The 25,424-nt window shown below is 60.8% G+C and carries 17 protein-coding genes, 1 pseudogene and 1 other annotated feature; of the genes and pseudogenes, 14 read left to right on the top strand and 4 right to left on the bottom strand.

Annotated features, from left to right (window positions below; all coding sequences use genetic code 11):
- Positions 1-89 precede the first annotated feature (89 nt).
- Positions 90-218: a sequence feature (His leader region), on the top strand.
- 25 nt (positions 219-243) lie between these two features.
- The 11 genes from hisG (at position 244) to hisIE (ending at position 15,027) form a co-directional block, all read left to right on the top strand.
- Positions 244-1,140 (top strand): ATP phosphoribosyltransferase, encoded by an 897-nt coding sequence (hisG, locus tag AACW87_RS10235; protein ID WP_241324918.1) that lies wholly within the window; start codon positions 244-246, stop codon positions 1,138-1,140.
- Between the two features lie 12 nt (positions 1,141-1,152).
- Positions 1,153-2,463 carry a histidinol dehydrogenase gene (hisD, locus tag AACW87_RS10230; protein ID WP_043134872.1) on the top strand — a complete coding sequence of 437 codons (1,311 nt, stop codon included), beginning with the start codon at positions 1,153-1,155 and terminating at the stop codon, positions 2,461-2,463.
- On the top strand, positions 2,460-3,560 hold the full coding sequence (gene hisC / locus AACW87_RS10225; RefSeq protein ID WP_241324917.1) for a histidinol-phosphate transaminase: 1,101 nt from the start codon (positions 2,460-2,462) through the stop codon (positions 3,558-3,560). Before hisD ends, hisC begins: the two co-directional genes overlap by 4 nt.
- A gap of 11 nt (positions 3,561-3,571) precedes the next feature.
- The gene (gene hisB, locus AACW87_RS10220) at positions 3,572-4,681 is read left to right on the top strand and encodes a bifunctional histidinol-phosphatase/imidazoleglycerol-phosphate dehydratase HisB (RefSeq protein ID WP_241324916.1); all 1,110 of its coding nucleotides are present in this window, start codon (positions 3,572-3,574) and stop codon (positions 4,679-4,681) included.
- Positions 4,681-5,310 carry an imidazole glycerol phosphate synthase subunit HisH gene (gene hisH / locus AACW87_RS10215; RefSeq protein WP_241324915.1) on the top strand — a complete coding sequence of 210 codons (630 nt, stop codon included), beginning with the start codon at positions 4,681-4,683 and terminating at the stop codon, positions 5,308-5,310. The genes hisB and hisH overlap by 1 nt, the downstream gene beginning before the upstream one ends.
- A 5-nt stretch (positions 5,311-5,315) precedes the next feature.
- Positions 5,316-6,062, top strand: coding sequence for a 1-(5-phosphoribosyl)-5-[(5-phosphoribosylamino)methylideneamino]imidazole-4-carboxamide isomerase (gene hisA, locus AACW87_RS10210; RefSeq protein ID WP_241324914.1), 747 nt, complete (start codon positions 5,316-5,318; stop codon positions 6,060-6,062).
- Between the two features lie 153 nt (positions 6,063-6,215).
- Positions 6,216-7,325: a response regulator gene (locus AACW87_RS10205; protein ID WP_098984098.1), complete on the top strand. Its 1,110-nt coding sequence runs from the start codon at positions 6,216-6,218 to the stop codon at positions 7,323-7,325.
- Positions 7,318-9,477 (top strand): PAS domain-containing protein, encoded by a 2,160-nt coding sequence (locus tag AACW87_RS10200; RefSeq protein WP_241324913.1) that lies wholly within the window; start codon positions 7,318-7,320, stop codon positions 9,475-9,477. The genes AACW87_RS10205 and AACW87_RS10200 overlap by 8 nt, the downstream gene beginning before the upstream one ends.
- Positions 9,474-13,445 carry a PAS domain S-box protein gene (locus AACW87_RS10195; RefSeq protein WP_241324912.1) on the top strand — a complete coding sequence of 1,324 codons (3,972 nt, stop codon included), beginning with the start codon at positions 9,474-9,476 and terminating at the stop codon, positions 13,443-13,445. The genes AACW87_RS10200 and AACW87_RS10195 overlap by 4 nt, the downstream gene beginning before the upstream one ends.
- 180 nt (positions 13,446-13,625) lie before the next feature.
- Positions 13,626-14,399: an imidazole glycerol phosphate synthase subunit HisF gene (hisF, locus tag AACW87_RS10190; protein ID WP_241324911.1), complete on the top strand. Its 774-nt coding sequence runs from the start codon at positions 13,626-13,628 to the stop codon at positions 14,397-14,399.
- Entirely contained in the window at positions 14,392-15,027 is a 636-nt protein-coding gene (hisIE, locus tag AACW87_RS10185) for a bifunctional phosphoribosyl-AMP cyclohydrolase/phosphoribosyl-ATP diphosphatase HisIE (RefSeq protein ID WP_241324910.1), read from the top strand. Before hisF ends, hisIE begins: the two co-directional genes overlap by 8 nt.
- Positions 15,028-15,061: 34 nt before the next feature.
- On the opposite strand, the gene AACW87_RS10180 is transcribed toward hisIE, so the two are convergent.
- Positions 15,062-16,558: a KAP family P-loop NTPase fold protein gene (locus tag AACW87_RS10180; RefSeq protein WP_241324909.1), complete on the bottom strand. Its 1,497-nt coding sequence runs from the start codon at positions 16,556-16,558 to the stop codon at positions 15,062-15,064.
- 139 nt (positions 16,559-16,697) lie between these two features.
- Positions 16,698-18,320 (bottom strand): annotated as a pseudogene (locus tag AACW87_RS10175) (acyl-CoA synthetase).
- Between the two features lie 604 nt (positions 18,321-18,924).
- Here AACW87_RS10175 and AACW87_RS10170 point away from each other — a divergent pair.
- On the top strand, positions 18,925-20,451 hold the full coding sequence (locus AACW87_RS10170) for a YfcC family protein (RefSeq protein ID WP_277606754.1): 1,527 nt from the start codon (positions 18,925-18,927) through the stop codon (positions 20,449-20,451).
- 93 nt (positions 20,452-20,544) lie between these two features.
- On the opposite strand, the gene AACW87_RS10165 is transcribed toward AACW87_RS10170, so the two are convergent.
- Positions 20,545-20,733: a hypothetical protein gene (locus AACW87_RS10165; protein WP_043134896.1), complete on the bottom strand. Its 189-nt coding sequence runs from the start codon at positions 20,731-20,733 to the stop codon at positions 20,545-20,547.
- Between the two features lie 203 nt (positions 20,734-20,936).
- On the opposite strand from AACW87_RS10165, the gene AACW87_RS10160 reads away from it, so the two are divergent.
- Together AACW87_RS10160 and AACW87_RS10155 are read left to right on the top strand one after the other, a co-directional pair.
- Positions 20,937-21,227 carry a hypothetical protein gene (locus tag AACW87_RS10160; RefSeq protein WP_241324907.1) on the top strand — a complete coding sequence of 97 codons (291 nt, stop codon included), beginning with the start codon at positions 20,937-20,939 and terminating at the stop codon, positions 21,225-21,227.
- Positions 21,228-21,356: 129 nt separating this feature from the next.
- Positions 21,357-21,899, top strand: a complete 543-nt coding sequence (locus AACW87_RS10155; RefSeq protein ID WP_042871864.1) for a glycine zipper 2TM domain-containing protein — start codon at positions 21,357-21,359, stop codon at positions 21,897-21,899.
- A 162-nt stretch (positions 21,900-22,061) separates the two neighbouring features.
- Here AACW87_RS10155 and AACW87_RS10150 read toward each other — a convergent pair whose 3' ends face one another.
- Positions 22,062-25,280, bottom strand: a complete 3,219-nt coding sequence (locus AACW87_RS10150) for an ExeM/NucH family extracellular endonuclease (RefSeq protein ID WP_241324906.1) — start codon at positions 25,278-25,280, stop codon at positions 22,062-22,064.
- Positions 25,281-25,424: the final 144 nt, after the last annotated feature.

Genomic DNA, 25,424 nt, shown 5'->3' with positions numbered 1-25,424 from the left:
GTCAAGGAAGGTAGTTTAAATCGGGCGTCAACTACGACATCTTATTTGTAAAGGATTAGTTACATGAAGTTCACCCTGCTGAAGACTCATCACCACCATCATCATCCCGACTAGTCTTTCAGGAGGTTGACTGCTGGAAGACACTTAACTGGTGACTTCCAAAAGGACCGCAAGATTCATAAACCCTCGGAAGCACATACTTCCGAGGGTTTTTTCGTTTTTGACTAGAAGGAAATCGAGCAAATGGAAACACAACGCCTGCGTATCGCCATGCAAAAGTCCGGTCGTCTGAGCCAGGATTCCCAAGCCCTGTTCAAGAGCTGCGGACTCAAGATCAACCTGCGCGAGCAGCGTCTTATCGCCCATGTGGAAAACATGCCCATCGACATACTGCGGGTGCGTGATGACGACATCCCCGGTCTGGTGATGGAAGGGGTGGTCGACCTTGGCATCATAGGTGAGAACGTGCTGGAAGAGGCGCAGCTCATTCGCGCCTCCCAGGGGCTGCCCGCGGAAGTGAAAACCCTCAAGCAGCTGGATTTCGGGGGCTGCCGCCTGTCGCTGGCGGTGCCGGACGATGTGGCCTACACGGGGCCGCAAAGCCTGGCGGGCAAGCGCATCGCCACCTCCTACCCGGGCCTGCTCAAGCGCTTCTTCGATGAGCAGGGGCTCAATTTCAAGAGCGTCATGCTGGGCGGCTCGGTGGAAGTGGCCCCCCGCGCGGGTCTGGCCGATGCCATCTGCGATCTGGTCTCCACAGGCGCGACCCTGGAGGCCAACGGCCTCAAAGAGGTAGAGGTGATCTACCGCTCCAAGGCGGTGCTGGTGCAAGCCCCCAACCCCTTGAATGAGGCCAAGCAGAAGCTGATCGACAAGCTGCTGCCCCGTATCCAGGGCATGCAGCAGGCGCGCGAGAGCAAGTACATCATGCTGCACGCCCCCAAAGACAAACTCGATGCCATCACGGACCTGCTGCCCGGCGCCGAGCGCCCCACCATAATGCAGCTGGCCGGTGACACCAATCAGGTGGCGCTGCACGTGGTATCCAGCGAGACCCTGTTCTGGGAAACCATGGAGCAGCTCAAGGCGCTCGGTGCCAGCTCCATCCTGGTGCTGCCCATTGAAAAAATGATGGAATAAGGAGGGGACACCATGCAGACCCTGATCTGGAAGACCCTCTCCCCCGCCCAGCAAACCGACGTGCTGACCCGGCCCGCCCTCAATGACGAGGCGGACATAGGCGCCGTGGTCAAGGAGATCATCGCAGCCGTGCGCAGCCGTGGCGACGAGGCCCTGCGCGAGCTCGGCCTGCGTTTCGAACGCGCCCCCCGTGAACAACTGCGGGTCAGCGAGGCCGAAATCGAGGCCGCCTGCGCCCGGCTGGATGATGACATCAAGGGTGCCATCGAAGCCGCGATTGCCAATATTCGCACCTTCCACGCCGCCCAGGTGCAGCCGGTGGTGCGGGTCGAGACCCAGCCCGGCGTGGTGTGCGAGCTGCGTACCCAGCCCATCAGCCGGGTCGGTCTTTATGTGCCGGGGGGCAGTGCACCGCTCCCCTCCACCGTCATGATGCTGGCCATTCCGGCACGCCTAGCTGGTTGCCGTGAGGTGGTGCTCTGCACCCCGTCGCCGGCCAGCGACGAGATACTGTTTGCCGCCCGCGCCTGCGGCGTCGAGAAGGTGTTCGCTATCGGCGGCGCCCAGGCCATCGCCGCCATGGCCTATGGCAGCGAGAGCATCCCCAAGGTGGACAAGATCTTCGGCCCGGGCAACGCCTACGTGACCGAGGCCAAGGGCCAGGTCTCCCGTGACTGGCGCGGCGCCGCCATCGACATGCCTGCCGGCCCCTCCGAGGTACTGGTGATTGCCGACGAGAGCGCCAACCCCGCCTTCGTGGCAGCAGATTTGCTTTCCCAGGCCGAGCACGGTCCCGACAGTCAGGTGGTGCTGGTCACCACCTCACCCCTGCTGGCCGATGCCATTGCCGGCGAGATCAAGGGCCAGCTGGCCCGGCTCAGCCGCCGCGAGATCGCCGCCAAGGCGCTGGGCGCCAGCCTGGTGATCCTCTGCGACAGCCTGGACGAGGCCTGCGCCATCTCCAACGCCTATGCGCCGGAGCACCTGATAGTGCAGACCCGGGCGCCACGGGAACTGCTTGGCAAGCTCGAGAACGCCGGCTCCATCTTCCTTGGGGCATGGACACCGGAGTCGGTCGGCGATTACGCCAGCGGCACCAACCACACTTTGCCCACCTACGGCTACGCCCGCACCTGCTCGAGCCTGGGGCTGGCCGATTACCAGCGCCGCTACACCGTGCAGGAGCTGAGCGTCGAGGGCATCCAGGGGCTCGGCCCCATAGTCCAGCGCATCGCCCAGGCAGAAGGGCTCGATGGCCACAAAAACGCCGTCACCCTCAGATTGAGCGCACTTTCAAACCAGCCGCAAAAGGATTTGTCATGAGCATCGCCAATCTGGCCCGACGCGTAGTGCGGGCCCTCACCCCTTACCAATCCGCCCGCCGCATCGGCGGCAAGGGCCACATCTGGCTCAATGCCAACGAGGCGCCACAGGCCTACCCCTTCACCATCGAGGGAAATCGCCTCAACCGCTACCCCGAGCCCCAACCGGCCGAGGTGGTCAACGGCTACGCCGCCTATGCGGGGGTGAGCCCAAGTCAGGTGCTGGTGAGCCGGGGCGCCGACGAGGCCATAGAGCTGCTTGTTCGCACCTTCTGCGAGGCGGGGCAGGATCAGATCCTGATCTGCCCGCCCACCTACGGCATGTACGCCATCAGTGCCGAGACCTGTGGTGTGGGTATCGTCGAACAGCCTTTGACTGCCGGCCGTCAGCCGGACTGGGCCGCCATCGCCGACCGCCTCTCCGACGTCAAGCTGGTGTTCCTCTGCTCCCCCAACAACCCCACCGGGGATCTGATGGGTCGCGACGGCCTCATCGCCCTGCTGGAGAAGGCCAGAAAGCGCGCCATTATCGTGGTCGACGAGGCCTATATCGAGTTCTGTCCAGAGGCGTCCGTGGTGGACTTGCTGGCCCGTTTCCCCAATCTGGTGGTGACCCGCACCCTCTCCAAGGCCTTTGCTTTGGCCGGGATCCGCTGCGGCTTTACGCTGGCGAGCCCCGAGGTGATCGCCATGCTGGCCAAGGTGATAGCTCCCTACCCCATCCCGGATCCCATCGCCCAGATAGCGGCGCAGGCGCTCTCCCCCATGGGACTGGAGCTGATGCAGGAGCGGGTCACCGAGCTCAACAAGCAGAAGGCGATGATCAAGGCCGAGTTGGCTAGCCTGGCCTGCGTGCGGGAGCTTTTCGAGGACAAGGGCAACTTCATACTGGTGCGCTTCGTTGACGGCGCCACCGTCTTTGCCGCCATGAAGGCCGCCGGCATCATATTGCGGGATTTCTCCACCAAACCGGGCCTGGACAACAGCATTCGCATCACCATCGGCTATCAGGGCGAAATGGACGCCGTGATCGCAGTATTGCGAGACGTCTCGGCCAACCAGATGCCACTCAACAACCCGTCTGCCGCCAGCGTATAAGGATGTCATTGATGAAGACCCCGTTTTTGTTTATCGACCGCGACGGCACCCTGATTGAAGAGCCGGTGACCGACAAGCAGGTGGACAGCCTCGCCAAGCTGCGCTTCGAGCCCATGGTGATCCCTGTGCTGCGCGAGCTGCAGGCCGCCGGTTACGTGCTGGTGATGGTGACCAACCAGGATGGGCTGGGTACGGCCAGCCTGCCGCTGGAAAACTTCCAGCCGCCCCACGACCTGATGATGCACCTGTTTGAATCGCAAGGGGTCCACTGGGAACAGGTGCTGATCTGCCCGCACTTCCCGACTGACGGCTGCAGCTGCCGCAAGCCGAACCTCGGGCTGGTGAAGGAATATCTGGCCTCCGGTCGCATCGATTTCGCCAACTCTTTCGTGATTGGTGACAGACAGACCGACCTGCAGCTCGCCGACAACATGGGTATCCGTGGCATTCGCTATCAGCCGCAGGATCACGACTGGCTCGCCATCCGTGATCAGCTGCTGTCCAAGGGACGCGTGGCCGAAGTGGAGCGCTACACCAAGGAGACCCGCATCCAGGTGGCGGTGGATCTCGACAAGAGCGGCGGCAACCAGATCGCCACCGGCATAGGCTTCTTCGATCACATGCTGGATCAGATAGCGACCCACGCCGGTTTCAGACTCAAGCTGAAGGTGAGCGGCGATCTGCACATCGACGATCACCACACGGTGGAAGATGTAGGGCTGGCGCTGGGTCAGGCCATGCGCCAGGCGCTCGGCAACAAGCGCGGCATAGGTCGTTTCGGCTTCGTGCTGGCGATGGACGAGGTACAGGCGGTGATCGATGCACGCCCGCTCACCGAGCAGGAAGTGAGTACCGCCCTAGACTTGAGCGGCCGCCCCTACTTCGTGTTTGACTGCCCGAGCGGCTTTGGCCGCGACAGCGTGGGCGAGATGGCCACCGAGATGGTGCCCCACTTCTTCCGCTCCTTGTCGGATGCCATGGCCATCACATTGCAGATGAAGGTCGGCAGCGGTAACACCCACCACCAGGTGGAGGCGTTGTTCAAGGGCTTTGGCCGCGCCCTGCGCCAGGCCATCCGGGTGGAAGGGAGCGAGCTCCCCTCCAGCAAGGGAGTCTTGTAATGGCAACGAACTCTCAGAAACTGGTCATCATCGACACCGGCTGCGCAAACCTGGCCTCGGTCAGAATGGCGTTCGAGCGCCTCGGCGTACAGCCGCTGGTTTCCAGCAAGGCGGCCGATATCGAGAGTGCCGACAAGCTGATCCTGCCCGGGGTGGGCACAGCCGTGGCGGCCATGAAAAACCTCAACGAGCGCAATCTGGTGCCCCTCATTCGCGCCGCCAAACAGCCGCTGCTGGGCTTTTGCCTCGGCATGCAGATGCTGGCGGAGGCGTCCGAAGAGAGCATGAGTGCAGATGGCAGCAGCGGCGATCTGATCGACTGCCTCGGCATAGTGCCGGGCAAGATCCGGCTGATGGAGGTGGGCAAGCTGCGCCTGCCCCACATGGGCTGGAACCAGATTGAACACGACGAGCGCCATCCCCTGCTCAAGGGGATCCCAAGCGGCAGCTACTTCTATTTCGTCCACTCCTACGCCCTGGAGGTGACAGACGCGACGCTCGCCACCTGTGACTATGGCAAGCCGTTTACCGCCATCGTCGGGCGGGACAACTTCTTCGGCGCCCAATTCCACCCGGAACGCTCAGGCGCGGCGGGTGCCCGTTTACTGCAAAACTTTCTGGAGCTATGACAAGGATGATCATTCCTGCAATTGACCTTATCAAGGGTCAGGTGGTTCGCCTCTATCAGGGTGACTACGACCAGAAGACCGCCTACAGCGACAGCCCGCAGGCCCGCTTTGACGAATATGTCTCCCAGGGGGCGGTGCAACTGCACCTGGTGGATCTGGACGGTGCCAAAGAGACACAGGCCCGCCAACTCCCCCTGCTGACCCAGCTGCTGTCGGCCACCGAGGCGCCGGTGCAAGTGGGCGGCGGGGTGCGCACCGAGCAAGATGTGGCGGATCTGCTGGCTGCCGGTGCCAGCCGGGTGGTGATCGGCTCCACCGCCGTCAAATCGCCGGATCTGGTGGCGAGCTGGATGGAGAAATATGGCCCCGAGCAGATAGTGCTGGCGCTGGATGTCAATATCGACGCCCAGGGCAATCGCCATATCGCCGTGGCAGGCTGGCAGGAGAACAGCGGCGTGACCATAGAGGTGCTGATCGAACGCTTCCTGCCGGTCGGTCTCAAGCATGTGCTCTGCACCGACATCAGCCGCGACGGCACCTTAGCGGGCACCAACGTCGAGCTCTATCGGGATCTCTGCGCCCGTTACCCGAGCGTGGCCTTTCAGGCCTCGGGCGGCATTGGCGGGATCCAGGACATAGAGGCGCTCAAGGGCTCCGGGGTCAAGGGGATCATCCTCGGCCGCGCCCTGCTGGAGGGCAAATTCTCCGTGGGTGACGCCATCACCTGCTGGGCCAACGGCACGCCAGATTGACGGCTTGATCAGCCGCCGTGACATGAGAGCCTGCCTGACCACAGGGGTCGGGCAGGTATCTCTCCATCCAGAGATAAGTCAGGGTAAGTCCTTATTACTTGGTAACAATTGACTCTATACTCGAACTCATTGAGACAACGTCACGGAGGACTTATGTTCACATCTCACGCCGCCACCATACTGATCGTCGATGACTCGCCCGAGAATCTGATGGTGCTGACCGATCTGCTCTCTCCTACCTATCGGGTGCTGGCCGCCCAGAGCGGAGAAAAGTGCCTGCGGATCGCGACTGGCAAAACGGCGCCGGATCTCATCCTGCTGGATGTGATGATGCCGGGCATGGATGGCTATGAGGTGCTCAAACAGTTGCGCATCACCCCCGAGACCAGCCGTATTCCCGTGGTGCTGCTCACCGCCCTCGCCGATCCCCAGAGTGAAGAGTACGGATTGTCGCTGGGAGCGGCCGATTACATCACCAAGCCCATCAAACCGGCCATCGTTCAGGCCCGGGTGCGTACCCAGCTGGAGGCCAAGCAGGCCCGTGACGGCTTGCAGAGCCAGAACACGGCACTGGAGGCCGAGGTGGCACGCCGCATGATGGAGAACGACCTGATCCAGCAGGTCTCCATCCGTGCCCTCGCCCACCTGGCGGAGATCCGTGACCCCGAAACCGGCAACCACATCTTGCGCACCCAGGGCTACGTGCGGCAACTGGCCAGCGCCCTCGCCACGCATCCCCGCTTTGCCGAGACCCTGACCCCCCGCTACATAGACCTGCTGAGTCGCTCGGCCCCCTTGCACGACATCGGCAAGGTGGGCATTCCCGATCACATACTGCTCAAACCGGCCAAGTTGACGGTGGAAGAGTGGGGCACCATGCGCACCCATGCCAAGCTCGGCAGCGATGCCATCGAGCAAGCGGAACAAGACATAGAACAACCCTTGGCATTCCTTACCCTGGCCAAGGAGATTGCCCACTGGCACCACGAGAAGTGGGACGGCAGCGGCTACCCTGACGGCCTGCACGGCGATGACATTCCCCTCTCGGCCCGGCTGATGGCGCTGGCCGACGTGTTTGACGCCCTCATCAGCGTAAGGGTCTACAAGGCCGCCATGCCCTATGACGAGGCGAGAACCCTGATCCTCACCGGCAGCGGCCAGCATTTTGATCCGGACGTGGTGGCGGCATTTGACAGCCATTTCGAGCAGTTCGTCGCCATCGCCGAGCGCTACAAGGATGACAACGAGGCACAGCATGGCTGACCAGCCCCCGCTCACCCGGGCCTATATTCTCAACCTAGTGCTGACCTATGCCGCCGTGGCCAGCCTGTGGATCCTGCTCTCCGACAAGGCGGTGGAGTGGCTGTTCAGCACTCAGGCCCAGTTTGCCCTGGCCAGCACCATCAAGGGCTGGCTGTTCATCCTCATCACGGCGCTCATGCTCTATGCCATGCTGCGCCGTCGCATCGACATGCCAGTGGTCACCCGTCAATTCTCTCGCCGTCAGCTTTTGCCCCTTATCCTGATCAACGGCCTGATCCTGGGGCTCACCGGCATGGCCATCGCCCAGAGCCTGGGTCACACCCAGGACAAGGAGATAGCCAGGATCGAGGCCATCGCCGATCTCAAGAGCAAACAGATCACCGAGTGGCTCAATGCCCGTGAGCGCGATGCCCGCCTGCTGATCGAAAGCCCGCTCTATGCCAATCTCTATCGCCAGGGACAAGTTGCACATCCGGCGGATGGACATACCCCCCTGATGACCCGGCTGGCCGAGTTCATCTCCATCAGGGGATTCAGCGCGGCAACCGTATTCAGCCCGACCGGCACAGCCCTGTGGCAGACGCCTGGGGCCAGCGGCCTTGGCGCGCCGCTGCGTGAGGCCTTGACACAGGTGGAAACGGGCAACGTCATGCGGGTGGGGCCCTATCTCGATGAGCAGGGCCAACCCAGGCTCGACTTCATAGCCCCGCTGTCCATGACTGGCAGCGGCGCCCCTCTTGTCGTGCTGCAGATCAGCTCCAGCGACTGGCTCAACCACATTCTCAAGCAGTGGCCCATTCCGGCCAGCAGCGGGGAAGCCCTGCTGTTTCGAAAACTCGGCAATCAGGTGCAGTTCCTCAATGACGTGCGCTATCGTCCCCACTCAGCCCTCACCCTGCAGATCCCCATCGACAACAAGGCGCTGCTGGCAGCCCAGTTTCTCAACGGCGGTGCCAAAGAGGGGCTCAGACAGACGTTCTTTGGCCAGGATTACCGGGGGGTCGAGGTCTTTGGCACCATCCACTCCGTCATCGGCACCGACTGGTATCTAATCGCCAAGATAGACAAGGCGGAGCTCAACCACGCCGCCTTCAGGGAGAGCATCTGGATTGGGCTCATAGGCCTGCTGGTGCTATTCATCGCCAACGCCGGCATCATATTGCTGCGCCAGCACACTCAACTCTTCATGGCCGAACAGATCCGTCAATCCCAGGCGGGACGCCTGCAGGCGCTGCAACTGCTCTCCGCCATTGCCGACAGCTCGGAAGACGCCATTTTTGCCAAGGACATGGAAGGCAAATACATCTTGTTCAACCGCGCAGCCAGCCAGTTCGTCGGCAAGCCGGCCGCCGATATGCTGGGCCAGGATGACATGGCCATCTTCCCGCCCGACCAGGCACGAATGTTGATGGATCTTGGCAAGCAGGTCATAGCCCGCAACAAGGTACAGACACAGGAGGAGTACCTCACCCTGCCCAGCGGCGATCGGGTGTTCCTCGCCACCAAGGGGCCACTGCAAGACAACGAGGGCCAGGTGATCGGCATCTTCGGCATCTCCCGCGACATCACGGATTTCAAGCGGGCCGAGGCGGGCCTCAAGGAACGGGAGGGGCTGTTTCGCGCCCTGGTGGAACAGTCCCTGGCCGGCATCTATATACTCCAGCAGGGCCAGCTCTGTTACATCAACCCGGGCTTCGCCCGTCTGTTCGGCTACGGCTCGACCAACTCCCTGCTGAAAGTCGGCACGCTGCACGCTCTGGCCAGCCCGAAAGACAGCGACAGGGTGGCGGAGCAACTGCTGCGCTGTGAGCAGGAAGATACCGAGATCCACACCCGGTTCACCGCCTTGCACCACGACCATCAGAACATAGAGGTGGAGCTGTATGGACGGCGCGTCGACTATCGTGGCCAGCCCGCCGTTCTCGGCCTCTTGCTGGACGTCACCGAGCGGGAGCAGGTCGAGCAGGCCCTGACCCGTCAGGCCGCGGAACTGCGCCAGCAAAACAGCGAGCTGGAGCGTTTCAACAAGGTGATGGTGGACAGGGAGCTGGCCATGCTCACCCTCAAGCACCAGATCAATGCACTGTCACTTCAGCTCGGGCAGCAGCCACCCTATCCTCAAGCCCCCACGCCGCCGGAGGAGTCCCTATGATGAGCTGGTCCCAGCTGTGGCATATCCGCCAGCCCCGGCAACGGTGGGGGGTCTGCCTGCTGGCCATTCTGCTGCCGATTCTCATGTTGCAGATCCGGATACAGCTGCCCATCGCCTTTGGCGAACGGCCGCTGCTGGTGCTCTTCATGCTGCCCATCATCCTCTGCTCCCTGCTCGGTGGCCTGCTGCCGGGTCTGCTCAGCACCCTGGTGAGCGCCCTGGTCACCACCTACTTCCTGCTGCCCCCGCTCCATTCGCTGACCATTGCCGCCGGCCAGGATCTGGTGCAATGGGGAATACTGCTCGCCAACGGCGTCCTCATCAGCCTGCTCAGCGCCGCCATGCACAGATCCCGCGCCAGGGAGACCCAGCGCTGGCAGGAGCTGATGAACATCCAGTCCCGTCTGCAGCAGAGCGAAACCCGCTTTCAGGCCACCTTCGAGCAGGCGGCGGTGGGCATTGCCCTAGTCGCCCCGGATGGCAAGTGGCTGCGGGTCAACCAGCGGCTGTGCGACATGGTGGGCTACCAGGCCGATGAGTTGATGGGCATGACTTTCCAGCAGATCACCCACCCGGATGATCTCTTCATCGACCAGACCTATGTGACCCAGATGCTGGCGGGCGAGCGGCCTCACTACACCCTGGAGAAACGTTACCTGCGCAAGGGGGGCGACATTCTCTGGATCACCCTCACAGTGGCGCTGGTCCGGGATCTCAAGGGGGAGCCCGACTACTTCATCTCGATCATCGAGGACAACCAGCAACGCAAGGAGACCGAAGAGGCCCTGCGCCGCAACGAGGTGATCCTGCGCGAATCCCAGCATCTGGCCAAGATAGGCAACTGGCGCTGGCACATTGCCGACAACAGCCACTACTGGTCACCCGAGATCTACCGCATCTATGGCCGCGACCAGTCCCTGCCTCCCGCCGTCTACCCAGAGGTGAGAAAATATTTCACCCAGGAGGGGTGGCGCGCCATCGCCCAGTCCGTCGAGCACTGCCTGCAGACCGGCTATCCCTACGAGTGCGATGCCGAGGTGATCCACGAACAGGGGGAGCCCATCTGGATCATTGCCCGGGGCGCCGCCTTGCGCGATGGCAGTGGCACCATAGTCGAGCTGTACGGCACGGTACAGGACATCACGGAGCGCAAATTGGCCGAGCAGCAGCTGTTGCAAAACCAGCAGGTCGCACTCGATACCCAGCGCCGCGCCCGCCTGGCGGCACTGAATCTGATGGACGATGCCATCAGCGCCCGCATCCGCGCAGAGACCACCAGCACAGCCCTGCGCAATAGCGAACAGCGCCTGCTGATGGCCCAGGAAGGGGCGCACGTCGGCATCTGGGAATGGGACATCCCGAGTGGCCAGCTGTTCTTCTCCCCCGAATGTGCCCGCCTCTATGGCCGCAGTGTGGAGCAGCTCAACACCTTCAGCACCTGGCAGAGTTGCGTGCATCCGGACGACAAGGTCCGCATCGACAAGCTGCTGTCCGACTTGCCAGGAGCAGGCAAACCGCTCGAGATAGAGTTTCGCATCCTGCTGCCCAGCGGTGACATCCGCTGGCTGGTGAGCAAGGGCAGCGTCTATCGGGATGCCCAGCAGCGCCCGCTGCGCCTGCTCGGCATCAATCTGGACATCACGGAGCGCAAGCAGGCCGAACAACAGTTGCGACAACTGTCGCTGGCCCTGGAGCAGAGCCCGGATGGCGTCTTCATCACGGATACCCAGGCGCGCATCGAGTACGTCAACGTCGCCTTCCTGGCCGCCAGCGGATACCAGCAGAGCGAGGTGCTGGGCCAGACCCCCTCCCTGCTGCGCTCAGGTCTCACTCCCAAGGCGACCTATGTTGCCCTGTGGGACGCCATCCATCAGGGTCAGCGCTGGCATGGCGAGTTCATCAACCGCCGCAAGGATGGCTCCCACTACCAGGTGCTGGCCACCGTCTCCCCCATTCGGCAGGAGAACGGCGTCATCACCCACTATGTGACAGTGCAGGCGGACATCACGGAGAAGAAACAGCTCGGCGAAGAGCTGGATCAATACCGCTACCACCTGGAAGAGATGGTCAACGAGCGCACCCTGCAACTGGCCCAGGCCCATCAAAGGGCGGAGAGCGCCAACCGTGCCAAGAGCGCCTTCCTGGCCAACATGAGCCACGAGATCCGCACCCCCATGAACGCCATTTTGGGGCTCACCTATCTGCTCAAGCGCGACACCCCGGATCACACCCAGCACGATCGGCTGGAGAAAATAGACAACGCCGCCCAGCACCTGCTCACCATCATCAACGACATTCTGGATCTCTCCAAAATCGATGCGGGCAAGATGGTGCTGGAGCAGAGTGACTTCTCCCTCACCGCCATGCTGGACAACGTCAGCGCCCTGATGAGCGAGCAAGCCCGCGCCAAGGGACTCACCATCATAGTCGACATCGGCGATACCCCGGCCTGGGTCCATGGCGACATCACCCGCCTGCGCCAGGCGCTGCTCAACTACGCGGCCAATGCCATCAAGTTCACCGAACAGGGCTCGGTCACCCTGCGGGTACGGATAGAACGTCCGCTGCCCACGGGGTATCTGCTGCGCTTCGAGGTGGAAGACACCGGCATCGGCATCAGTCCGGAACAGAGCGAGAAGCTGTTCCAGGCATTCGAGCAGGCCGACGTCTCCACCACCCGCAAGTACGGTGGCACCGGCCTTGGCCTGGCCATCACCAGCCGGCTCGCCACCCTGATGGGGGGCGAGGTCGGTCTGAGCAGCGTGCCGGGCAAGGGCAGCTGCTTCTGGTTCACCGCTCTGCTCTCCCTGGGGCAGAGCGAGCCGCAGCAAGCCGCGCGACTCGAGCAGACGGTGCAACAGACGCTCTTTTTCTCCAACCACGCCCGCGTGCTGCTGGTGGAGGACAACGCCATCAACCGCGAGGTGGTGCTGGAACTGCTCAACAACAGCGGCCTCGTCATCGAGACCGCCGTCAACGGCCAGGAGGCGCTGGAGCGCGTCAGCCAGCACGCCTTCGATCTGATCCTGATGGACATACAGATGCCCCTGATGGATGGCTACAGTGCCACTCGTGCCATTCGTGTCTTGCCGGGCTGGGAGAAGATCCCCATTCTGGCGCTGACCGCCAGTGCCTTTGAAGAGGACAGAAAAGCCTGTGAGGCGGCGGGCATGAACGATTTCATCGCCAAGCCCGTGACCCCCGCCAAGCTGTTTGAGGCGCTGCAACTGTGGCTGCCCGCCAGCACGCCGGTACAGCCTCAATACCAGCGCAGGGCCAGCGATACCCTGATAGCCCCGCTCACCCGGCTGCAATCCTTCCCCGGTCTGGATCTGCAACAGGGGCTGGCGGCGCTGCAGGGCAACCAGGTGAAATACGCCGCCTTGCTGCGCCATTTCGCCAGTGAACACAGCCAGGACATGCAACTGCTCAGCAGCCATCTGCAGGCGGGTGATCAGCCGGCCGCCACGCGCCTCGCCCACACCTTGCGCGGCGTCGCCGCGACTTTGGGCTGGGTATCCCTGGCCGACCAGAGCCAGCGACTGGAACACGACCTGTCCCGCGATGGCAGCGAGCTGACCGATCAGATGACGGAGATAGCAAACGCACTCGGCGCCCTGCTTGAGCTGCTGGGTCAGGAAGAGCCTGAACCCGCCGCCGTGTCGGCCCCCCTCAACGGCCACTGGCAGCAGCAGTTGCTGCGCCAAATTGAAGGCCTGCTGCTGCAAAGCGACACAGCCGTCATTCCGCTGTTCGAGCAGTACGCCGGTCCTCTGCTCCTTGGCCTCGGGCCCAAAGGGGATACGCTGGCACGCCAGTTGAAAGTGTTCGATTTCGACGGCGCCCTGCTCACCCTGCGCAGCCTGCAGGCGACGCAGGAACATACCACAGGATTTGAACCGGCGGGCCCGGATGCGCCGACCCGGCATCCCGCGGCGACAAAGAGAGATAAAGGGTTGAATCACTGAATAAAGTCATGCATATAGTGTTGGTTCCCCTGTCGAACACGTCCCCTTGTGGCCACGTTGTCGCCCGGCTGGGCACCACCTGTTGAAGCATGCCGACGATCTTCACTCATTGGCCGTCTGACGCCCGCGTCACCCGGCAATAACGATGTTTTTAACCGTGCGTTACATGGAGCAACGAGCATGTTGTCAAAGCGTATTATCCCCTGTCTGGACGTCAAAGATGGCGTTGTGGTCAAGGGAGTGCAATTTCGAAATCATGAAGTGATGGGCGGTATCGTCGAGCTCGCCCGCCGCTATGCAGAGGAAGGGGCCGACGAGCTGGTGTTCTATGACATCACCGCCTCGAGCGATGCCCGTGTGGTCGACAAGAGCTGGGTGAGCCGGGTAGCGGAAGTCATCGACATTCCCTTCTGCGTCGCCGGTGGCATCAAAAGCGTGGAGGATGCCCGCCAGATCCTGGAATTCGGGGCCGACAAGGTCTCCATCAACTCACCAGCCCTGGCCGATCCAACTCTCATCACCCGACTGGCCGAGCGCTTCGGCGTGCAGTGCGTGGTGGTGGGCATCGACTCCTATTTTGATGCGCAGACCGGTCACTATCAGGTCAAACAGTTTACCGGTGACGAGAGCCGCACCCGCACCACAGCCTGGCATACCCTCGACTGGGTCGAGGAGGCGCAAAAGCGTGGCGCCGGTGAAATCGTGCTGAACGTGATGAACCAGGACGGCATGCGCCAGGGCTACGACCTCGAGCAGCTCAAGCTGGTCCGCGCCATCTGCAAGGTGCCGCTGATCGCCTCCGGTGGTGCCGGCACCATGGCACACTTTCTCGATGCTTTTACTATCGCAGACGTGGACGGGGCTCTGGCCGCCTCAGTGTTCCACAAGGGCCTTATCCCCATTCCCGAATTGAAACGCTGGCTGAAAAATGAAGGAGTCGCCATCCGTGAATAATCAAGCTGTAAACAACGAGCTACCGCTCGCCGAGCGCCTGGACTGGGCAAAGTGTGACGGCATGATCCCCGCCATCGTCCAGCATGCCGCCAGCGGCCAGGTGCTGATGCAGGGCTTCATGACCCGCGAGGCGCTGGAAAAGACCCAGGCCACCGGCCAGGTCACCTTCTTCAGCCGCAGCAAGCAGCGCCTCTGGACCAAGGGCGAAAGCTCGGGCCATGTGCTCAAGCTGGTCGCCATCAGCACCGACTGCGATCAGGACTCTCTGCTGATCGCAGCCAATCCCGTCGGCCCCACCTGCCATCTGGGTACCTCCTCCTGCTTCGACGGCCACCCTGTGCCACCGCTCGGCTTCCTGGCCGAGCTCGAGCAGATCCTGGCATCACGCAAGGGTGCCGACCCGGCCACCAGCTACACCGCCAGCCTCTATGCCAAAGGCACCAAGCGCATCGCCCAGAAGGTGGGTGAAGAGGGTGTGGAAGTGGCGCTGGCCGCCATGGCCAAGGATCGGGAAGAGCTGATCAACGAATCCGCCGATCTGCTCTACCACCTCACAGTGCTGCTGCAAAACGAGAGGCTGGAGTTGAAGGATGTGGTGCATCGGCTTTATGAGCGGCACAATAAATAACTGTATTATGATAGATGGGCGTCAAGCCCATCTATCATAATAACAAGGTAGATAATTCGACCAACTCTATATAATCAGAATTTCCCAACTTCTTACTTGTCAGACATACTTGATAATATACACCGCTGTCATCACACCTGACACCTGATCTTGTAACAGTTATCTGATTCATTTCATCTAATTTATATTTATTACTAGCTAGGTAGTAATTATCGAGGATTTTGTGAACCTGTATTATATATGCGTAAAAATCGTCCACATTCCAAACCACCTTTTCATTGCATCCTGACTGAATACCAGACCAATAATTAATTGCTAATGAAATTTTAGCCTTGTTTTTAAATGAGAGTACAGTCTCTTTATTCACGTTTATATTAGCAATCTCAGCATCTAAGCGTATTCCACCATCACGAATAATCACATATGCCGCAGGAACCTTTGAATGCATAATAAGTAAGGCAGACAAATAGATAATATCTGTAGAATGCTCCGATACTGAATTTAATATAGCAAATAAAGTATCTAGGAATGACTCTATCTCTCTTGCCGAAAGATGGAATGCATCCACTATTTTTGAAATTGTTTTAGAAAAATCATTAACATCAGAAAAACAATGAAATGTTTTACTACATAAAAACTCGAACCGGTCTGCAGCAAACTCTTCTATGAGAAAATGGCTAGGGTATTTATTCAAATAAAAACGTCTTTTGAAAAACCTGCCTAGATAAGTCTGAGCATCAAACCCTTCCCCATAAATTACCTTGATAGCGTGTTGCAACTGCTCGGTATCCGTTGCCAGCACAAACACTACACCCTTAATATCAAAGATATGCTTGATGGTCTCCAGCATTTCCACAGCATAGGAGGGGCGACAGCGGTCCAGTTCATCAATCAAAATAAAGGCGGGATAATCCAAACGACCTTTGCCATCCAATTGGTCTAAGTTTGCAGAAACAGCAGCTTCAACCCATTTCCGGATCTCTTGTTTAAGATACTGAATAGATTCATAACGCTCTTTATGATTGCTACAAAGCGTATCAACCAGCCTGTCTGCATCTTCTCCTTCAACAGAAAAGTCACCATCTTCCAGTCCAGCTTTTTTAATGGCTGACTTGAGTACCAATTTTCCACCAGCCTTTAGCAATCCTAAAAGCTTTGATTTAATGCCATCAGGTACAGCAAGCTTATTTCCTGTGGCGTCTCTCAATTGCTCAATAATCGACGAAATCACCGTCAGCAATGGATCATCGGAAAAGTCCTGCTGCCAGGCATCGATATAGACGGTGGGATAGTGCTGTTTCAGCTCCATATACCAGCGCTTGATAAACCAGGTTTTGCCCGCCCCCCATTCGGCATTGAGGTTCAGCACATAGTTGCGCTGCTTGCCCTCGGCTGCCAAATAGTTGGTCAGAAACTCGGCATAGCGAGCGCGGTCCAGTCGATCTCCCGCGAGAGTGTCCTGCACTCCTTCAATGGTTCCCGGACCACTCCATGCTATGGAGTTTTCCCAATTAAACTCTGCACGCGTCATAATATTTCCCTGCCTCGATATTGAGCAGGATATTACCAGAGTGAGCCCCGAAAGAGTTTGATGAACATAGAAGTTTGGCGCCATATTGCTCCAGGCAAAATGGCGCCAACTCAAAACGTTGGATGAAAGTGACTCGCTCCTACCCCAGCTGCTGGCGCAGCATAAATTTCTGCACCTTGCCGGTGGAGGTCTTCGGCAGCGGGGTGAAGATGATCCGCTTGGGGGCCTTGAAGTGGGCCATCTGCTCGCGGCAAAACGCAATCAGCTCGGCCTGACTCAGCTCCCTGCCCTCCTTGAGTTTCACGAAGGCACAGGGCACCTCCCCCCACTTCTCGTCAGGCATGGCGATCACCGCCACCTCGTCCACATCGGGATGGCGATAGAGCACGTCCTCCACCTCCAGACTGGAGATGTTCTCCCCGCCCGAGATGATGATGTCCTTGGATCTGTCCTTGATCTCCACATAACCATCCGGGTGCCAGACCGCCAGATCGCCGCTGCGAAACCAGCCCTCCGCCATCGCCTCGGCGCTGGCCGCCGGGTTCTTGAGATAGCCCTTCATCACCACATTGCCGCGCAGCACTATCTCCCCCAGGGTCTTGCCATCCTGGGGAACCGGCTCGCCGCTGACCGGGTTGATGACCCGCATCTCCCCCTGCAGCGGGGATGCAACCCCCTGGCGCGCCTTGAGACGCGACAGCGTGGTGGCATCCTGCCCCTGCCAGCTTCGCTGGGGTTCGCACAGCACGCAGGGACCATAGGTTTCGGTGAGACCATAGACATGGGTCACGGCGATCCCCATGGCCTCCATGCCGGCGATCACGGTGGCGGGCGGCGCCGCCCCCGCCGTCATCACCTTGATGGGATGATTGAGCCCATATTTAAGCGCAGGGTCGGCGTTGTTGAGCATATTGAGGACGATGGGCGCGGCGCAGAAGTGGCTCGCCTTGTGCTCGCGCAGGGCATCAAAGATGGCCACCGCCTGCACATGGCGCAGACAGACGCTCACCCCGGCGGTGGCCGCCAGGGTCCAGGGGAAGCACCAGCCGTTGCAGTGAAACATCGGCAGGGTCCAGAGATAGATGGGGTGTTTGGGGAGCTCCCAGGAGAGCACGTTGTTGACCGCATTGAGGTGGGCGCCGCGGTGGTGATAGACCACCCCCTTGGGGTTGCCGGTGGTGCCCGAGGTGTAGTTCAGGGAAATCGCCTACCATTCATCGCTCGGCAGCCAACCGGGCTCATCCTCGTCCCCTTGGGCAAGAAACTGTTCATAGTCGAGCTCGCTTATCAGCTCCCCCTCCCGATAGAGGGGATCGTCGATGGCGATGACCAACGGCGAGTGTTCAATCAATGCCAGCGCCTTGCGCACCACGGCGCCGAACTCCCTGTCCACCAGCACCACCTTGCTCTGGGCATGCTGGAAGATGAAGGCCATGGACTCGGCATCGAGCCGGGTGTTGAGGGTGTTGAGCACGGCGCCGCTCATGGGCACCCCGAAGTGGGCTTCGAACATGGCCGGGGTATTGGGGGCCACGATGGAGACAGTATCCCCCTCGCCTATGCCATGCCGACGCAGGGCCGAGGCGAGCTGGCGGCAGCGTCGCTCGGTCTGGGCCCAGTTTTGACGCAAGGCCCCATGGATCAGCGCCGGATAGTCGGGATAGACCCGCGCCGCCCGGGCCAGGAAGCTGATGGGGGTCAGCGCCTCGAAATTGGCGGGGCTTTTATCAAGGCCGGCCTCATAGATGTTCTGCTCTGTCATCGGGTTCCTTCCTCGCAGGTGGCACAAAGCGGCTGGATCGGATTGGGCGGGAGATCTCGTCGGCATCATGCCCTACACCGATCTCTTATGGGGCTGACAGCCTAACAGCAGCGCCATGGCGGCAGGTATTAGCAAAACGTCTTAGGCGATGGTGCTGCTTGGGTTTTCACCCGGTCATGATACGGGGTATTGCCAGCCTTGAATAATATGTATCCATTATCAAACCGGCATGGGTTGCCATGCATCCTTTACATCTTTATTTGCAGCCGAGGCGTTGTTGCCAATTATATTCACCAAATGAACTTGGATAATTATTGAATATAATGACCCCGCATGGGTACGGCATTGAAATTAACGACAACTCCATCAGCAAATATATTTTGTGAGCCAACCCATAAAGCGGGCCGTGCTTCGTATTCATCCCAACACCAGCAGGTTATGGTTACATAGTGAAATAATCTACCGCATGCCCAATATCAGGCCAGACTTCTCGCCAACGAGTACGCCATTACCAGTAGATCTGCGCACTCCAGCCCCATGACGAAGGAACCCTGTCGACCCGATATTCCGCCGAGCCCGAACCTGCTTTATCGAGGAGCATTTTATGTGTGCCGAGCCGAATACCAAGCCACGCAGACAATTTCCCACTGCCTTTACCATTTTGTTTCTTATTATGTTGCTGGCCATTGCCCTGACCTGGATCATTCCGGCGGGGGCCTATTCCAAGCTCTCCTATAACTCGGCCAACCACACCCTGATGGTCAATAGCCCGCAGGGAGAAATAAGCCGGGTGCCCGCCACCCAGAGCGAGCTTGAAAAACTCAATATCAATATTGGGGTGGAACAGTTCACCAGCGGCACCATCCGCAAGCCCATCGCCATCCCCGGCACCTATGAGCGGCTGGCACAGGCCCCCAAGGGGCTCGCCGACGTGGCGGTCAGCATGGTCAAGGGCACCATAGAGGGGGCTGACATCATAGTCTTCATCCTGGTGCTGGGCGGGCTCATCGGCGTCATCAACAAGACGGGGGCCTTCAGCGCCGGCCTGGTGGCGCTGTCGCGCAGGACCCGGGGCAACGAATTCATGTTCGTGGCGCTGGTCTGCTTCGTCATGGCGCTGGGGGGTACCACCTGCGGACTGGAGGAAGAGGCCGTCGCCTTTTATCCCATACTGGTGCCCATTTTTCTGGCACTCGGCTATGACGCCATCGTCTGTGTGGGAGCCATCTTCCTTGCCGCCTCCATGGGCACGACTTTCTCCACCATCAATCCCTTCTCGGTAGTGATCGCCTCCAACGCCGCCGGCATTCCCTTCACCGAGGGGCTGATCTTTCGCGCCGTCGGCTGTCTGGTGGGCACCCTGGTGGTCATTGGCTATCTCCACTGGTACTGCAAGAAGATCAAGGCCAACCCGGCCTTCTCCTACACCTATGAGGACAGAGAGAGCTTCCGGGCCCGTTTCCTCAAAGAGGGATCTCTCGATGAAGGAGTCCCCTTCACCCTGCGCCGCAAGATCATCCTGACCCTGTTCATCCTCGCCTTTCCGCTCATGGTGTGGGGCGTCTCCATGGTCGGCTGGTGGTTCCCGCAGATGGCGGCCTCCTTCCTCGCCGTCGCCATCATCATCATGTTCATCTCGGGGCTGAAGGAGAAAGAGGCGGTCGAGGCCTTCACCCAGGGCGCCTCCGAACTGGTGGCGGTATCGCTGATCATAGGGCTGGCGCGCGGGGTCAATCTGGTGCTGGATCAGGGGATGATCTCGGACACCATACTGGCTTACGCCTCCAGTCTGGTGGCCGGCATGCACGGCGCCGTGTTTGCGGTGGCCCAGATGCTGGTGTTCACCCTGCTGGGGCTGGTGGTGCCCTCCTCCTCCGGGCTGGCCGTGCTCTCCATGCCCATCATGGCGCCGCTCGCCGATACCGTGATGATCCCGCGCTACATAGTGGTGTCGGCCTACAACTGGGGACAATACGCCATGCTGTTCCTGGCCCCCACCGGGCTGGTGCTGGTCACCCTGCAGATGCTCGGCATCCAGTTCAACCAGTGGGTCAGGTTCGTGCTGCCCATGGTGGGCTTCGTGCTGGGCTTTGGCGCCCTGATGCTGGTGGTGCAGGTGATGATGATCTGAGGCGGGCCTCACTGCCAGAGCGCGCCCGGCCCACTGTGCCGGGCGCGCTCTGTGCGGTCCACGGCTCCAGGGAAACGCCCACTCACTCGTGCATCAATGACGCACCCGGCCTTGCTGGCGAAAGCAGTAGAGCTTGAGGCTGATGTCGACTATATCGGCGGGCAGCTCCTGCGCCACCTCGGAGAGGGGTTGATAAAGGGATGCCAGCAGTCGCTGTGCCTGCTGCTGGGTAATGATCTCGGCCTGTACGGCCGGCTGTATCCATCTTGGCAGCATCGACATAAGTCCCCCTTGCCGATTCTTGCTTGACCACCACAGTCCCAACATGTGCCGCGTCGGGATTGCCTCGGTATTGCCGTTGTCACTTTCACTGGCCCCGAGATGATGACGGCGTTACCTGGCTCACCGGCACTGCATCGCGCCTGTCGGGGTGAGCCACTGTCGCTCATGGGCCCGTCACTCTCTCTGCCAAATGACCAAGCATAATGCTTGCCGTGATCTGTTATCGGCAGCAGGTCTCCGTCAGTCCAGCGATTTATCAAGCACTTGCCGCACAAGTCGGTGCACTCGGGCAATTCCTTAAAGCCCGCATCGGGGGGGCAAGCGCGGCAGAGCGCCGCTCTATGGCGGTGGCGCGGCAGTGGTTTGACGCAAAATGGATAAAAAGACCCCATATGAATCGCAAATTGCGACGCATCCACCCGATCCAGAGTGACATGCCCATTTTCCAGCCCCAGCTCCACGGCCTTTGTCGCCAAAGCCCGACACCTTTTTGACGAGGGGCTTTTTGGTGAAGTCAGGGCTTGTCGTGCCTGCACGCTGGCCGCCTTGTTCATCCCCGGGGTTGTGCCAAGATCGCGGCAAGCAACAGCCGCATCAGGTGATGCATTTCAGGAGAACGCAAAATGAACAAATCCATGTTGGCAGGTGTCGGGATCGGTGTGGCCTCTGCGCTGGCATTGTCGGCCGCAGCCAGCGGATCCCTGTTTTCAGCCCAGCCCCAGTTTGCCGAGGTACTGGCCAGCAAGCCGGTGACCGAGACCATCAAGACACCCCGTCAGGAGTGCCGCAACGTGACAGTGACCCACCGCAAACCCGTGCAGGATGAGAACAAGATCCTGGGTACGGTGGTTGGCGCCGCGCTCGGGGGCGTGCTTGGCAACCAGTTCGGCGGTGGCAGCGGCAAGAAGGTCGCCACAGCCGCGGGCGCCGTGGCCGGTGGTTATGCAGGCAACCAGGTGCAGGGCAACATGCAGGCGGGTGATACCTACACCAGCACCCAGCAGCGTTGCAAGACGGTGCAGGAGAGCAGCACCCGGACCCTGGGTTATGATGTCACCTACCGCCTCGCCGGTCAGGAAGGCGTCATCCGCATGGACAAGGCTCCCGGCGCCACCATACCGGTCAAGGATGGCAAGCTGGTGATCGACAGCCAGAGTCAATCCTGACAAACCCCGTCCTATGAGCCCCCCAGGCCCATCACACCGATGGGCCTTTTTGTTGCGCGTCAGCCGCCTCATCTGGCCTGGCTAACCACCCTGTCCAACCCCATTATGCTCAGTAAAAAGGGGCCCGCAGGCCCCTTGTATCACGCATGTTCATGACACCTATCAGTGACGGCCAAACGGCCACCAGGACTTGTCGTTGTCCTTTATATCGACCAGGGTCTCCTGCACGACGCCCGGTTTGCCCCCCTGCAGCTGACGCAGACTCACCTTGAACTGCTCGGTGGACTCGACAAACCAGTCATCCAGGATCAGCACCTTGATGGACTTGCTGCCCCCCTCACCGGCGGCCCAGCTCACCGACTGACTGAACCAGGGCAGGAAATCCAGTCCCCAGCGCGCCGTGATCCCCTCAAGGCCCAACTGGGCACGGGCCGGCTTGCTCAGATCGCCGCTGCGTATCACGGGGATCTCGGCAAACCACTGCCCCTCGTTCACCGTCATGCTGGCGCGGGCCAGCGCAATGGTGGACGGCGCCAGCTTGTCCTTGATGGTCACCAGAGTCTGGCTCTGCTCACCCAGCGCAGCTCCGCTGGCATCGAACAGCTCCAGGGTGAAGGTCTCATCCCCCTCACGCAGTGTGTCGCTCTTCACCGGGATGCTGATGGTCTGGCTGTCGCTCTGGCCGGCCGCCCAGTTCAGAGTGCCGGTCAGTGGCGCCACATCATTGGCATCGGCGCTGCCAAAAGCGATGCGGTAGTTCACGCTGGCCTCGCCATGGCTGCCATCGCGGCGACTGACGGTGAGGCTCAAAGCGCTGCCCTCCTCCACGCTGGCGACTGCGCTCTCCAGACTGATGACCCCGGCAGGCGGCAACGGATACTGGATGGCCACCAGCACGGGATCGTGATCCGAGGCGCTGAAGGGGCCGTCCGATTTGGCCAGCTGGCCTGTGTACTTGCTGCCGTACTCGAAGAAGTTGCTCTCGGCGGAGTTGATGTGCCAATCCTCTATGCCGATCACCTTGGCCGCCAGGCTGGTGCTCGCCAGGGCGTGATCCAGGTTGCCGAGCTCACCTTCATAGCTGTAGGAGTAGGTGTCGGTGCCGTGGAAACGGGTATTGAGGTTCACAAAACCATACCCCTTGCCAAGGGCGCTGCCGCTCTCCTCATAGGGCTGGCCCGCCAGCGTGGTGAAGGAGGCGCTCATGATCTGGCGCGGCTGGGCCGCCGGATCATAGCTGGTCAGCACCCGGATGGGATCCTCCATGCCATAGGCGTTCATGTCGCCGATGAGCAGCAGATCCCCGCCCAGCGCCTTGAGACTCTCCCCCAGCACCTTGGCGGCGGAGACCCGCAGCGCGTTGCAGTGACCCTGGCCATCCAGCGGATCGGCGGTTGCATAGTCGGGATAATCCTCGAAGCAGGCGGAGCCCTTGGACTTGAGGTGGTTGACCACCAGGGTCAGAGGCGCATCCCCCTTGGGTGAGCTGAACTGCTGCAACAGCGATTCGCGCATGCCCTGCTTGATGGCCACCGGCTTGCCGCTGGCGTCCAGGGCCTCGGCCTGCTGCACCGGCAGCACTATGAGGCTGGCTGCCCCTTGCGGCGTCACGCTGGCGGGTCGGTAGATGAGACCCACGGTAATGGCATCTGTGCCTATGGGCTGACCATCCGGCGAGGCAATCCAGCGGTAGTGATCCGCCTCATCCGGCTGGGCGGCGTTGAGGGCTGCCACCAGGTTGGCGATGGCGGAGTTGTCGCCGTAGCCGTTGTTCTCTATCTCCATCAGCCCCACCACGTCGGCGTTGAGGCGGGTGATGGCGCTGACGATCTTGGTGCGCTGTTTCTCGAACTCCGCCACTGTCAGGGCGCCACGGTTGCTGCCGGTGGGGTTGGCATCCCCGCCCACCACAGTGGTGAAGAAGTTGAGCACGTTGAAGCTGGCGACCCGCAGATCCCCCGCCTCGGCGAGTTCTGGGGTCTCAACCCTGTCCCAGCCGCTGTGATCTATGTCGCCGCTGTCGATGCGGTTGTTCGCCACCAGCCGGAACAGGTTGTAGGAGTAGCCGAGCGCTCCCTCCAGCCCATTGAGCTTGTCGCCGATGCGCAGGTAGCCATCTTCGGCATTGAAGGCGGGATACCAGGGCAGCACCCCATCCGGCGTCTTGGCGTCCGTCTCCACCACCAGCTGATTTTGCTGGTTGCGCAGGGCCCACTGGCTCGCCTCCTCGCTCATGGCGGCAAACTTCTGGGTCGACTTGATGAGGGGCGAGCCATAAGCCAGCACCAGGTTGTTGCGCTTGCCGTCGTAATCGAAGCTGAAGTTGCGGGTCACCACCAGGCTGGACTCGGGCACCAGCCGCACCCGCATCCCCTCGTGGCGCTCCAGCAACTGGTTCAGGGTCTCGCCCGCCACCGGCACCAGATCCACCGCCGGCAACAGGGCCACCATGGGCTGGGTCACCACCAGCTGGTCGGCATTGAGCTGGGTCTGATTGAAGTACTCTTTCACCTTGCCCGAGACGCACACCTCGGCTCCCGGCACTATGGCGCCGTTGGCCTGGGTGCTGTAGACGAACAAACCGTCCGAACTGGCCGGATCCCCGTCCCCTTGCGGATCCTGGATGAAGAAGCCCTTGTAGAGACCGGTCACCACCTGGGTGACGATGCCACGGGTGGCATAGGCCTGCTCGGATTCAAACTTGCCGGCCGGCACCAGCGGGCTGCTGCTGCCGGGGCCCTGAATGGCGGGCACGGGCACCAGCTGATCGACCGGGCAGACGAAGGCCGGTGGCAGAGTGCCATCGCAGGGACCATCGCCACTGCAACCCAGGCCGCTGGCGTCATCCCTGGCGGCGGCCACGTATTCAAGCGCCGGATCGAAGGGACCGGTCGCATCAGTCCGGCCCGTGGTGACTGTGGCCTTGCGGCGCAGCGTCATGTCCAGGGTCGAGACGCTGCCGGACACCCAGGCAGTGCCCGGATCCACCCCCACCTGGCCGAAGCTGTCGACTATCTCACTGCCGCGATAGAGCACCAGAGCGTCGTCACCGTTGAACACCAGATTGCCGCTGGTCTGATTGGCCTTGGCCAGGATCTCGCCGTTCGCGGAGGGGTTGGCCAGCACCAGGCTGGCGCCCGGGGCCAGGGTGCCTTGCAGCGCCAGGCTGTTGGTGGGGGTATCGGTAAGAGGTTTGCCGTTGGCATAGAGCGCCAGCCGGTATTGGGAGAGATCGACGGGCGTCGCGCCCAGATTGCTCAGCTCCACCGCCTTGTTGTTGCTGGATCCTTCCAGGTATTCGCTGATCAGCAGTTGTGCCTGTGCCTGTCCTGACAGCGCCAACCCGACCGCGAGCGCCACCAGAGAGTGTCTTCCTGACATAGCCAATGTTCCTTTTCTTATTAGCAGATATGTTATTGGCGCCCCGCGTTAGGCGGGCCGCAGCACCTTGTTACAGCTATCAAAACCGTCGATACGGGCCCATGGCCAAATATCGCGCCTACTCTGCCCGTTTGGCCCCGGGGC

It is taken from the genome of Aeromonas sp. MR7 (genome assembly GCF_963899385.1).
Taxonomy (GTDB): domain Bacteria; phylum Pseudomonadota; class Gammaproteobacteria; order Enterobacterales; family Aeromonadaceae; genus Aeromonas; species Aeromonas bestiarum.
Note: the sequence above shows the minus strand (reverse complement) of the source record. Positions and strands in the feature narration are given on the sequence as shown.